Origin of the sequence: Parabacteroides sp. AF39-10AC, from assembly GCF_003635405.1 — a bacterium.
GTDB classification, from domain to species: Bacteria; Bacteroidota; Bacteroidia; order Bacteroidales; family Tannerellaceae; genus Parabacteroides; species Parabacteroides distasonis.
Window position 1 is genome coordinate 1 of sequence record NZ_QTLP01000014.1, and the last position, 13,056, is coordinate 13,056.

At 47.8% G+C, this 13,056-nt stretch carries 11 protein-coding genes; 5 read left to right on the forward strand and 6 right to left on the reverse strand.

The features are described 5' to 3' along the window. Positions 1 to 105: 105 nt before the first annotated feature. From cobC to cbiB, 6 genes are read right to left on the reverse strand one after another with little or no spacing between them, the layout of a single operon-like run. Positions 106 to 639, reverse strand: a complete 534-nt coding sequence (cobC, locus tag DW033_RS13490) for an alpha-ribazole phosphatase (protein ID WP_005855050.1) — start codon at positions 637 to 639, stop codon at positions 106 to 108. A gap of 2 nt (positions 640 to 641) precedes the next feature. Then, positions 642 to 1,391, reverse strand: coding sequence for an adenosylcobinamide-GDP ribazoletransferase (locus DW033_RS13495; protein ID WP_048928354.1), 750 nt, complete (start codon positions 1,389 to 1,391; stop codon positions 642 to 644). Position 1,392: 1 nt separating this feature from the next. Then, entirely contained in the window at positions 1,393 to 2,433 is a 1,041-nt protein-coding gene (cobT, locus tag DW033_RS13500; RefSeq protein ID WP_008774498.1) for a nicotinate-nucleotide--dimethylbenzimidazole phosphoribosyltransferase, read from the reverse strand. A 30-nt stretch (positions 2,434 to 2,463) separates the two neighbouring features. Continuing rightward, the gene (locus DW033_RS13505) at positions 2,464 to 2,979 is read right to left on the reverse strand and encodes a bifunctional adenosylcobinamide kinase/adenosylcobinamide-phosphate guanylyltransferase (RefSeq protein ID WP_008774497.1); all 516 of its coding nucleotides are present in this window, start codon (positions 2,977 to 2,979) and stop codon (positions 2,464 to 2,466) included. Then, positions 2,972 to 3,541, reverse strand: a complete 570-nt coding sequence (locus tag DW033_RS13510) for a S4 domain-containing protein (RefSeq protein WP_009276779.1) — start codon at positions 3,539 to 3,541, stop codon at positions 2,972 to 2,974. Before DW033_RS13510 ends, DW033_RS13505 begins: the two co-directional genes overlap by 8 nt. Positions 3,542 to 3,551: 10 nt before the next feature. Continuing rightward, complete coding sequence (gene cbiB, locus DW033_RS13515) at positions 3,552 to 4,511, reverse strand: adenosylcobinamide-phosphate synthase CbiB (RefSeq protein WP_122382857.1); 960 nt, start codon at positions 4,509 to 4,511, stop codon at positions 3,552 to 3,554. Positions 4,512 to 4,891: 380 nt separating this feature from the next. Between cbiB and DW033_RS13525 the strand changes: the two genes are divergently transcribed. From DW033_RS13525 to DW033_RS13545, 5 genes are all read left to right on the forward strand, one after another. Further along, entirely contained in the window at positions 4,892 to 5,443 is a 552-nt protein-coding gene (locus tag DW033_RS13525) for an RNA polymerase sigma-70 factor (RefSeq protein ID WP_009018594.1), read from the forward strand. Between the two features lie 61 nt (positions 5,444 to 5,504). Next, complete coding sequence (locus DW033_RS13530; protein ID WP_122382833.1) at positions 5,505 to 6,485, forward strand: FecR family protein; 981 nt, start codon at positions 5,505 to 5,507, stop codon at positions 6,483 to 6,485. A gap of 132 nt (positions 6,486 to 6,617) precedes the next feature. After that, complete coding sequence (locus DW033_RS13535; protein ID WP_122382834.1) at positions 6,618 to 9,935, forward strand: TonB-dependent receptor; 3,318 nt, start codon at positions 6,618 to 6,620, stop codon at positions 9,933 to 9,935. 12 nt (positions 9,936 to 9,947) lie between these two features. After that, the gene (locus tag DW033_RS13540; RefSeq protein WP_122382835.1) at positions 9,948 to 11,468 is read left to right on the forward strand and encodes a RagB/SusD family nutrient uptake outer membrane protein; all 1,521 of its coding nucleotides are present in this window, start codon (positions 9,948 to 9,950) and stop codon (positions 11,466 to 11,468) included. A gap of 17 nt (positions 11,469 to 11,485) precedes the next feature. Next, positions 11,486 to 13,030: an arylsulfatase gene (locus tag DW033_RS13545; RefSeq protein WP_122382836.1), complete on the forward strand. Its 1,545-nt coding sequence runs from the start codon at positions 11,486 to 11,488 to the stop codon at positions 13,028 to 13,030. Positions 13,031 to 13,056 lie beyond the last annotated feature (26 nt).

Here is a 13,056-nt window from a genome sequence, read left to right on the forward strand (position 1 = left end):
AAAGGAGTCAGTCGAAAGATTGGCTCCTTTTTTTGGTATATACACCAGCCGTTGTAGAGATGTGGCGTGCCGCATCTTATCCTTTCGAAATGTGCCGGATTTTGGTTAATCCAGCACTAATTTTACGATAGCCCCGTAAGAGGGTACGTTCTTAAAAGCGTCTTGCAAAGGATATTCGCCAGCGTAGACCCGGGCACAAGTCAATACCCCGCCATGCGCGAACAGGCATACCTTTTGCAGCCCGCTTTTGCGAAGCTCATTCAAGAAGTCGCTAACCCGGTCGTATTGATCTTGTAGGGATTCACCGTTTGGAGTCGGGTTATTAACCCAATCCTTAAACCAAGCCTCTGAGCGGGGATCGGAGGATAGCTCATTCCACGATTTCATTTCCCATTCCCCGAAATTCACCTCCTTGATACGGTCTTCTCTCTCCGCCTCCGGAAAGCCGCAATAATTAGCTAAGCGCACGCAGCGGGTAAGGGGACTTGTCCAAACCTTATCGAACGTATGATCGCTCAAGCCTTTTTTTACCTCTTCCGCCTCTTCCTCGAAGGTCGGTTTCAATGGAACATCGGTTTGCCCGTAGGCGTAGCCGGCGGGAACATCGACAGAGGTATGTCTGATTAAATAAATCTCCATAATTATATAGTTTGATAGATGATCACGAAACCCATATAGAAGCTTAACTCACAAAGAAGAAAAGTCGCTCCACAGCAGTCTCCCGTATATCCTTGTATCTTTCTCTTCATGAAAGAGGTGAGGAAGTACCAAGTGATAACCGGGAATATACCCGCTAGTAAGTAAACAGGTTGGGGAAGCCATAATAATGGTAAGAAAGCACAAATGATGCTAAATACATATTCTCGAGAGGTCATTCGGCTATATACGGTCTTGTTCTTGGCTTCCTCCTCTTTCCTCGCGTAAGGCAGGCGATTGATGATCATGCTGGAGACGCCTTTGCAAAAAGGATCTCCAGCCAGTATGGCACATCCCGCTAGCTCGATCGGGAGACTGCTTACTAGTAGGTAGAACAGTCCGAAGTAGAAAATCAGTCCGATTACCCCATAGCTGCCTATATGCGAGTCTTTCATGATCGCCAATATGCGTTCCCGGCTCGTGCCGCCGCCGAAACCGTCGAAGAAATCCGCCAGCCCGTCCTCATGCAGGCAGCCGGTTATCAGCAATCGGGTAATCATGGCGCATAAGATCGCCACGGATGACGGAAGAATCAAGGAGGTAGCGTACAATACCAATACCGACAAACCAGCCGTCAGCCAACCGACCAACGCCCAATGGCTCACGATATTCTTGAAACAGGCCGCCGGAACCTCCGCCAACCGCCAGAACGGTAACCGAGTAAAGAATATAAACGCAGCGAGTATCCGCAACATATCAGAAATATTTAGTGATTGCCGCTTGCTTGAAACTATGCATCTCGTTGATCATGCGAACGGCGGAGTCGAGTATCGGGTAAGCGCATACCGAGCCGGAACCTTCTCCCAGCCGTAGCCCTAGATCGAGCAATGCTTTTGCCCCCAAGAAATCCAGTATCCGTTTATGCCCGGCCTCGTCGCCGCAATGCCCGAATACGCAATACGATTGCATTTCCGGATATAAGCGGGAAGCCACCAATACGCAATTCGTCATGATAAAACCATCCACGAGGATAATCATCTTCAGTTCGGCGGCACGCAACATGCCTCCTACAGCCATAACCATCTCATACCCTCCGAAGTAGCGCATTACATCCAAGGCGCTTCCATCCCCTTTGTAATTCTCCAACGAGCGTTTCAGTACGTTGTATTTATGCCGTACGCCTTCGCTGTCCAGTCCGCTACCGGCCCCCACACAGTCGATCAATGGGATTTGCGTGAGGCAAGTCATCCACATGCTGGAAGCCGCCGTATTCCCGATACCCATCTCTCCGAAACTGATCACGTTACAGCCTTCGTTGTAACAATCCGTCACGATATCGGCTCCGTATTGAAGGGCTTTCTCCATTTCCTCCACGGTCATGGCCGCCTCGTGAAGAAAGTTACGGGTTCCTCCCTTGCGCACCTTGCGGTCGATAAGTTGGGGGATAACGGGGAAATCGAAATCCACGCCGCCATCCACGATCTTCAACTCAAACCCATGCTGGCGGGCAAGGTAGCAAACTCCCGCTCCTCCGTTCAAGAAATTATGGATCACTTGGCGAGTTACCTCCTTGGGAGATTTGCTTACGCCCTCGTCGGCGATGCCGTGATCCGATGCATAGATTACGTTCACGGGATGACGCAAGACAGGCGATAAGGTTTGCTGGATCAATCCCACTTGCAGGGCGAGCGCCTCGAGCGTTCCCAATGAGCCTTTCGGCTTTGTCAGATTATCGATCTTGTCTTGTAAAGCGGCCTCCAGCCCTTTGTCCGGGGCCTCGATGTGAAATTGTATCATGATAGTAGTATTTTATATAAGTCGTTGTTCTTATTCCTTGATCTTGACGGGGATTCCGCTGACCATCAAGACAACCTCGTCCGCTTTAGAGGCGATATATTGGTTGAGCCAGCCTTGCATATCGGTAAATTTACGTTGCACCTCGTCTATCGGCACGCCTCCCATACCCAGCTCGTTCGTCACGAAGATCAGGTAGGCATCTTGCCGGGAGAGTTTATCGAACTCCGCTTTGAGGAGGGAGAGGGATAATTCCACGTCGCTTTGATTGTCGAAGAAGAAGTTCGTCCCCCAAAGGGTTACGCAATCGATCACCACGACACGATCGGTAAGATCGTGGCGGCTCAAGTATTTCTCCTCCTCTATATTGGTCCACTCGGGTCCACGGTCTCGCTGGTGGCGTTCCACCCGCTTCCGGAACTCCTCGTCCCAGATGCGGGAGGTAGCTAGGTAAACCGGGTTGGGCGACAGCGATAAGGCGAGCCTCTGTGCGTATCCGCTCTTGCCGGACCGCTGTCCTCCAGTCACTAAGATCACTTTCTTACTCATCGCCTTCGTGATTCCTGTTTTTCCGGTGGGCGGCACGTTTAGCCTTGTTGATCGGATTGTTCTTGCTCGTCTTCCGAAGGGCGGCCGATTTCGGGTTGGCGGCGATCCGCTGCGCCACCGCCGATTTGCTCAGTGCCTTTCCGAACTTGGGGCGTAAGGCATCCCGCAATAACTTCTCCTCGTCGGTAAGCTTGGCGGTCTTGGATTTCCAGCCTCCCTCTTTCTGCGCCTTACGGGCGGCAGCGTATTTATTGAACTTTCCGAACTTCTCCATTTTAGCGCCTTCACGGCCTCCCTTGTTCTCGGGTTTCGCTTTCCGGAGCGTGCCGAGTAATTCTTTTTCTTGCTGCACCTCCTTTTTCTCCTCCTCTTGCAGGCGGATATATTTCTCTACATTCAAGCGTTCACCGTCCACCAATACGACATCCTCCGCCGTGACCTTCTGGCCTACGTGCGGTTGCTTGCCGTTTACGGTTACCCGTTCCATCTCGATGAAATTGTCTGCTTCCCGGCGTGAGCAAACACCGGCTTCGCTTATCAGTTTGTTTAATCTAATTTCCATATTATTAATATTATATTATTAGTAAAATAAGGGTGACGATCACACCCATCAACAGTTCCGTATTACTATTCACTTGAATGGCGATACGCATATCCTCGGTCGTGAAAGGCCTCGCGTTCGTTCCGATATAAGGCTTCTCCACCGGTTTGCCGAAATAATCGTGCGTCCCCCCGAACTGGCAGTCCAAGACCGCCGCCAAGGCCGCTTCTGGATAACCGGAATTAGGGCTTGCGTGTTCAGGGCCGAAACGCCGTACGAAATCCCTTTTCCCCCAATTATTGGAGACCAGCAACATCAAATAGGCCGTGAGGCGGGCCGGGATGTAATTGGCGATATCGTCGATTTGCGCCGCTATCCGTCCGAACTCAAGGTAACGCTCATTCTTATAACCGATCATCGAGTCCAGCGTATTCACCATCTTGTAAGCCATCATCCCCGGCAACCCCAGCAGGGCAAACCAAAACATCGGGGCGATCACGCCGTCGCTTAAGTTCTCGGACAAGGTCTCCAACGCCGCCGCCCGTATCTCTTGCGGCGACAGGTTCGAGGTATCCCTCCCCACGATCCGTGCCACTTGCCGCCGTCCTTCTTCCGTGCTACGGTCCACGGCCTCGAACACCGCCTTCACTTCCTTGATAAGCGTCTTTCCGGATAGGCAATAAAATACGCCGACAGCCGTCAGCAACCCACTGAACTGCGGATGTATGATCCAAGCCCACGACAATATCCACTCGCAGATTAAATACACGCCAAGGATAAGCACGACTGCTAGTATGCCGCCTTTTAGGGCCCGCTCGGAGCCTTTATTCAACGCTTTCTCTCCGGCGCTGATCGCTTTGCCAAACCATACGATCGGATGGGGCCAACCTTCCGGGTCTCCCAGCAACCGGTCGGATAACCAACCACCCAAAAAGGGCACGATCTTGAGTAAATTGATAGAATGATGTAACCAATACATATTGAATGTCATTGAAGGAACAAACTTAGACAAAAAAAAGAACATAAGGAAGCGGTAAGCGATTCTTCATCACACATTAGGCGAAAGAAACCTACATTTAAAGGATTTCGAGCGTAGACTTTCATCTTCTATCATCTGTTGTATGATCATCCATCATCCGTTGCATGATCTTCTAACAGTTGGTGGATGATCATACAACGGATGGTAGAAGATGAATAGGTACGGAAAAAACGGCTAAAGAATGCCTTTAGAAGCCTTAAATCTTCGGGAAGGGAGGGCTTGATATACAGTGGATTCCTTTCAATTTTGTGTTTATTAACAAAAAAACGTTCTTACGGCCGGTTATTATTACTTTATTTGCTCCCACCGTATCGTGAAAGGAGTTAATCGAGATGACAGATGAAAAATCCATTTTAGAACAATTTGCCGTTGGAAATCATACCGCTTTCCGGGAATTGTTCATGCGTTACCATCTGAAAGTCTATTATTTCGTGCTGGGACTCGTGAAGTCCGAGAGTGATGCCGAGGACTTGACCCAAGAGATTTTCCTAAAGCTTTGGACGCATCGGAGTCGTTTCACGGAAGTGAGGACGTTCGGTTCCTACCTCTATGTGCTGGCGAAGCATACGGCGTTCAATTATATCGAATCCCGCCGGGTGAATCTCGTGAGCTTGGAGAGTGCTTCGGAGGAAGACGAGGAGCGAAGTACGCCTTATGAGGATTTAGTCGCTAAGGATTTGCGATTGTTGGTGGATATGATTGTAGAGACCATGCCGCCACAGCGGAGGATGATCTACCGGATGAGCCGTAATGAGGGATTGTCGAACACAGAGATCGCCGAGAATTTACAACTCTCAAAAAAGACCGTAGAAAAACATTTGAATCTAGCGTTAAGGGAATTGCGGAACGTAGTATTGACTTTCCTTCTTGTTATGATATGTTAATGAATTGAGGGTGAAGTGAGAAAAGTAGGTCCTATAAACAAGATAAAATAGAAAAGCAGGAATGAGTCCTATAAAAAAGATATTAAAATACTTTTTCCATCATTCGTTCTCCGGGGAGATGGTGGATCGGGTACATCAACGATTGGCGGAGCCGGGAGACGAACGGGAAAAGGAAGAGGTTTTACGGGAGATCTGGAATGAGATCGGTTTTCCGGAGGCGGATAAACGAAGCGAGATGGCTTTCGCCCGGTTGGAGAATACATTGGACGTGAGGCCCCGTCCCTGTCTGCGTATCCCGGCATGGGTGCGTATCGCCGCTATCTGGCTGATCCCTTTGTTGTCGTTGGGTGTTTCTTATTATCTATATAGAGACGCACGGGATGTCAGGCAGCTCGCTTTTATGGAGCGGTTCGTACCTTCCGGCAAGCGGGAGCGGATCACCTTGCCCGATGGTAGCGAGGTCTGGTTGAATTCCGGTACCTTGCTGCTTTATCCATCCGACTTTATCGGGGATAAGCGAGAGATCTATCTGGTGGGAGAGGGATATTTCAAGGTGCGAAAACGTCCTGAGCAACCTTTCATTGTGCGGACGAAAGCGATGCGGGTACAAGTGTTGGGTACCGAGTTTAATTTATCCGCTTACTCGGACCAAGAGAAGATAACGACAACCTTGGAGGAAGGTTCCTTGAAGATCCTTCCTGATGATCCCTCGGTGGCTCCATGTATATTGAGTCCTAACGAGCAGCTTGTCTACATCCCTTCCCGGGGAAAGGTGGACGTGCGGCAGGTGGTGGGCTCGGATTACTCGGCATGGAAAGAGGGAGGCTTGTTGTTTAACAACGATTCTTTCGAGGAAATCTTGAAAACCTTGGAACGTGTCTACAACGTGAAGGTGCATTTGCGTACTTCCGCTTATCATTCCAACCGACTTACGATCCATTTCAATAAGCATGAGTCGTTGGAGAACATCATGATGCTGGTCAAGGAGATGATACCCGGCTTGGAGTATCAGATCAAAGAGGATGGGATCTATATTGATTGAGTTAAGGAGATATTAGGCTTTTATAATTCGTTAACGTTTTTCCGTTGGGTGCGCTCCTCGTTTCCCTTGTCCTAATAGTGAGTACGTACTACAAAGGAGATATAAATGTTTAACTAAAAAATCTAATATCGCATGAACAGGAATAAATCTATACGTGTCGCTATTCTTTGCCTGAGCCTCGCTATGGCTGGGAGCTTGCCTATCGATGCGCAAAAAGTGACCTTCCATGAAGGTTCGATCTCATTGAAACAGGCATTTGAGAAACTAGAGTCGAGCTCTGTTTATAAGATAGCCTATAACGATAGCCAATTGGACATGTCGAGAAAGGTCTCGATGAATCAGAAAGACATGGAAGTATTGCAGGTCTTATCACAGCTGTTAAAGAATACGGGATACACGTATAAAATAAACGGGAATTATGTGATCATCGTGCCGGAAGAGGTCAAGACTGTCAAGGGGAAAAAGCAAGTCTCGGGAGTGATTGTCGATACGAATGGCGATCCTGTGATCGGGGCGAACGTGGTGGAGAAAGGAACTACCAACGGTACGATTACCGATCTCGACGGAAAGTTTACGCTAGAGGTAAATGACAACTCTGTCCTTCAAGTTTCCTATATCGGTTATAATACACAAGAGGTCTCGGCGAACGGAAAGACGAGTTTCTCTATCAAGCTGGGCGAGAATACACAGACATTGGATGAGGTGGTAGTCGTAGGTTACGGAACGATGAAGAAGAGCGACTTGACCGGATCGGTTACCAACGTAAAGGCGGAGAAGCTGTTGAGCAAGCCGGTGGTGAATGTTGGGCAGGCCTTGGCGGGAAAGGCTTCCGGTGTGGAGATCTTTGAGAATGGCGGTACGCCGGACGGGAAAGTACGGGTGCGTATCCGTGGTAATAACTCTATCAACTCATCGAATGAGCCTCTGTATGTGGTAGATGGCGTGATTGGCGTAAGCAATATCAATCTGTTGAATCCTAGTGAGATCGAATCCTTGGAGGTATTGAAGGATGCCTCCGCCACGGCTATCTATGGTGCTCGTGGAGCGAATGGCGTGATCATGATTACGACGAAACGAGGTATCAAGAACGAAAAAGCGCAGATCTCGTACGACGGTTATGTCTCTATCGGTAAAATGGCGAAGAAACTGGACTTGATGAACGCTTCCGAGTGGTGGCAGAATTACAATACCACGATGGATAACGGGCAGAAATATGATCCGGAAGGGTATGCGCAAGGCAAGTACAAGAAAGTGACGCCGGCGGATCTGCCGAATTTGTTCGATGCTAACGGTAACCCGCTGTATGATACCGATTGGCAGGATGAGGCTTATCAAACGGCTATCAACCATAATCACCAAGTCAGCATCCGGGGCGGAGCCGATAAGACCTTGTATAGCGTGCATTTGGGATATATGCATAAGGATGCTTTGATGCGTAACGGTTTCCTAGACCGGTATAGCGGTAGGATCAACTTAGATTCCCAGCTTCGGGATTGGTTGAAAATGGGTGCCAATATGTCGTTCAATTATAATAAGGGAAACGATAATTACAAGAGTTATGGAGTAAAGCGTTTGGTACAGGAAGCTATTCCGTTGATTCCCGTAAAATATCCCGATGGCTCTTGGGGAAGCAACCGTGATTTCCCCGGTGCGGTACAGGATACACCTTCCCGGTATCTGGAAGAGATGGTGAACGAGACTTCCAATATCCAGACGATCGCCGACCTATATCTGGATTTCAAGATCACGGACGACTTGAACTTTAAGTCTACTTTCGCCGTAGATGCCAGTAATAGGAAACGTAATTATTATTCGGGTAAGGATCTGATCCAGTTCAGTAAGACGGCGGGAGGTATCGCTACGATAGAGACTTTGAAGGAAATGTATTGGCAGAATGAGAACTACTTTAATTATAATAAGGAGTTTAATAAAAACAATCGCATGAATGTGATGCTTGGATTAAGCTGGCAGCAGCGAGTTGCCGAAAGCGTGGAAGCTACCTCGCAGAATTTCAGCGATGATTTTTACCAATGGCATAATCTGGGAGCGGGAACGGTGACGATTCCGTCGAAATCGGAAGATTACGGTTGGTCTATCAACTCTTATTTCGCGCGTATCAATTATACCTTGAAAGACCGCTATCTATTTACGGCCACAGGCCGTTACGACGGATCGTCCAAATTCGGAAAGAATAATAAATACGCATTCTTCCCCTCTTTCGCCTTTGCGTGGAGAGCCTCGGAGGAAAGCATCTTGAAAGGTGTCAATTGGCTGAATAATTTAAAGGTACGTACTAGTATCGGCGAGATCGGAAACCAAGAGATCGGCAATTACGCTTTCTACCAGAAGCTAGGCTCGGAGAATACCATTTTTGGTAATGACTATTATACGGCTCTATACCGCAGTACGTTCGGTAACCCGGACTTGAAATGGGAGAAGACCTTGCAATGGGATGCCGGTGTCGATGTGAGTGTATTGAATCAGCGTATCGATCTGTCTTTGGATTATTATTATAAAAAGACGAGCGACTTATTATTGGAGGCCCCGATCCCGGGAACTTCTGGATTGAATACGATCATGCGGAACATCGGCTCCGTGCAGAACCAAGGTTTTGAGTTGACCTTAAATACGCATAATATCCAAACGGATAATTTCAACTGGATGTCTACAGTATTATTTAACGTAAACCGTAATAAGATATTGAACTTAGGCGAGAATGATGAGGATATTTATCCGAAACCCCGCCATGCGCAAGGGGATATGCTGATCCTGCGTGTCGGTGAACCTGTTGGTTCGCTATGGGGATTGCGTCGTCTGGGAACTTGGGGGGAGGACGAGGCCGCTGAAGCGGCTAAATACAACCGCCTTCCGGGAGACGTGAAGTATGAGGACTTGAATGGCGACGGGAAGATCAATAGCGAGGATAATACGATTATCGGCTGTACCTCCCCGGACTGGACCATGACGATCTCTAATACGTTTCTTTATAAGAACTTCGATTTCTCGTTCGATCTCCGCTTCGTGTTCGGGAATGATGTCGTGAATTGCGCTACTCATAATGCTGAAGACCGGTCGGGTGTAGCGAATGGCTTCAAGTCGAATTTGAACGCTTGGACTCCGCAAAACCAGCATACGATGGTCGCCCAGCGTCGTCCGATGAAATCGTACTATGATTCTTATCCGGATTCACATTGGATGCAGAACGGTTCTTTCGTTCGGGGGCAGAACTTCGTCTTGGGATATACTTTCAGCAAGAGCTTGCTCCAGAAGATAAAGTTACAGGATTTGAGAATCTACGCGAGTGCTCAGAACTTGTTCTGTATTACGAAGTACAAAGGCTATGATCCGGAGGTTACGACCTATGAGGATGCTGCTTTCGGACAAGGTATCGACGACTTCAGCGAGCCTAAAGCACGTACTTTTACTTTCGGTTTAAATGTTAAATTCTAATGCGATTGAGTTATGAAAATAAATAAAATCTATATCGTCTCATTATGTGCGTTATTCTTGTCTTCTTGTAATAATTTCTTGGACGAGCAGCCTACCGGTACAATGACTACCGATTCAAAGTTGACAAGTAAGGAGTCCGCTTTGGCCTTGACGAATTCGGCTTATTTGAAGAATACGGTCTTTAATAAGATGACCCCGGGTTGGGGATGTAATACGATCTTATTGCTCGAATATATGACTGGCAAAGCTACTTCCGAGAATTCCCAATCGAATTATAAGGACTTTCAGGATCTACTGGTGAGTGATCGTTCTTTATATATCGAGGACTGGTGGCAAGATTGTTATGCAGGTATAGCGAACTGTAACCTCGCGCTTCAAAAACTCGGGGAGTTCGAGAATCTGGATGCTTCCTTGGTTAATGGCTACATGGCCGAGGTGAAGTTTATGAGGGCTTTGTATTATTTCTATTTGGTACGTATCTTTGGTGATGTCCCTAAGATTACGACCGTACAGTCGGAGTTGGGAGAGCTGCAAGTATCTCGTGCCCCGGTAAAGGAAATCTATGATGAGATCATTATTCCGGATTTGTTGGAGGCCGAGCAATCGGATCTGGCTTTTAGCGATCATACAGGGCGTGTCTCGATGGGAGCGGTGAAAGCGCTTCTTGCGGATGTCTATCTTACGTATGCCGGTTATCCTTTGCAAGGAGGTAAATCTTATTACGCGGAATCGGCTAAACGTTCATTGGAGGTTATAAAATCGAATGAGTATACGCTCTTCACGGATTATGAGAGCCTACGGCTTCCGTCGCAGAATAATAAGGGAGAGTTTATTTATCAAGTTCAGTTCTCCTTGAACAAGCGGCATAACGAGTCGGTACGTATCTTTTTACCTTCTCGTTCCGGCATTTCCGCCTACGATTTGGAATATGGTAGTCTGATCCCTACCAAGGAATTCGTGGAAAGCTTTGAGAAAGGAGATAAGCGTACGGAAGAGAAGCAATATTTCTTTACGAACTACAAGGGGCATCCGAGTAAGTTCTCTCCGGGAGCGGCAGAGTTGGAGTTTATGGATTTGAATGGCTATTATATCTATAAGTTTTTTGATCAAGTGGCTATTGATAATACGGCGAAGTCAGACTTGAACTGGAGTGTATATCGTTACACGGATGTATTATTAATGTATGCGGAAGCGCAAGTGAACGCGGATGGTACTCCGAACCAGCAATCCATCGATATCGTGAACCAAATACGAGGAAGGGCCGGATTAGTACCGTTTAAGCAGACCAACGCAAGCGCATTCTTGGAGGAAGTCTGGGACCAACGTTACTTTGACCTATGTTATGAGAATAAGATGTGGTTTGATATGCTACGCACCCGTAAGATCCGGGATGATAAATCCGGGGAATATGTGGACTTTATCGGCTATAAGACGAATTGGGGTAAGGTGTATACGGAAACCCAGCTATTGTTCCCGATTCCATTAAGCGAACGGCAGGCGAATCCGAACCTGACTCAGAATCAAGGTTATTAACGAATAGAAAATAATATATGAAGATCAAGTTGTCTTTATTAGCCACCGGTTTACTATATGTGCCGGTGGTGTTCGCCCAAAAGCAACCCAATGTCGTGATCATTCTGGCGGATGATATGGGTTACGGGGATGTTGGATGCAATAATCCATATGCTAGGGTACGTACACCGGCCATCGATCAATTGGCCCGGAACGGTATCCGTTTTACGGATGCCCATTCTGCGGGTGCGTTGAGTGGGCCTTCACGCTACGGTTTAGTGACAGGACGTTATTTTTTCCGTACGCCGAAGAAGTCCGAGTATTGGGGGTACTTGTCTCCATATATCGAACCAGAGCGTTTGACGATCGGTTCCTTGATGCGTAATGCCGGCTATACGACCGCTTGTGTCGGGAAATGGCATCTAGGGCTCGACTGGCAGTTGAAAGATGACTCGAAACCACAGATTCTTACCCCTAAGAAATTTGGTTATACGAATACGGATTTCTCCGCCCCTGTAAAAAGAGGCCCTACGGAATTAGGGTTTGACTATTCTTTCATCCTTCCGGCTTCCTTGGATATGCCGCCTTATGCGTTCGTGCGTAATGACCGTGTCGTGGACCCGGATGTCATCTTGACGGCGGACGCTTATCCGAAGAAACAGGATGAGACGGTTTACGCTTGGGATCGTAAACATACGAACGAGAATGATATTTATTGGGAACGGGGCGTTTGGTGGCGTAACGGAGAGATGTCGCGCTCCTTTAAGTTTGAGGAATGTTTCCCGACAATCGTAGATGAGGGTATCGCTTTTATCGATCGGGAAGGACGAAAGGACAAGCCATTCTTTTTATATATGCCGTTAACCGGTCCGCATACCCCATGGCTGCCCACCGTTCAGTTTAAGGGATCTACCGAGTTAGGTACCTATGGCGATTTTATGGGCGATATCGATAATGTCGTGGCTCGGGTGAATGCCAAACTAAAGGATTTAGGTCTGGAGAAGAATACGATTGTCATTTTCGCCAGTGATAACGGAGGCGCATGGGAAGAGGAGGATATCCAGCAATACGGGCATCAAAGTAACTGGAGCCGCCGTGGGCAGAAAGGTGATGCGTGGGACGGCGGTCATCATGTTCCGCTGATTGTTCATTGGCCGGATCATATCAAGTGCCCCGGGGTTTGTTCCCAAACGGTTGGCTTGGTAGATATATTGGCTACATTGGCGGATTTAACCGGGCAATCCCTTCCTAAAGGACAGGCAGAGGATAGCTTTAGCTTTAAGAAAGTATTGGATGGTGATATGAATGCCTCGACGAGAGACCAGATCATGTACTTGTCCGGCTCCGGCAAATTAGCGATCAAGAAGGGAGATTGGAAATATATCGATTGTCTGGGCTCCGGTGGTTTTACGGCTCCCGCCCGTTTATCCCCGGTGAAGAATGGACCGAAAGGCCAACTTTATAATATGCGGACCGATTCTTTGGAGAGTAATAATCTCTTCTTGCGTGAGAAAGGCATTGCGAATGAGCTTTCTGCGTTGTTGAAGAAATTGTTGGATCAAGGATATAGCCGTCCGCAATAAAGGTAATCTTGATTAGGCAAAAAGTT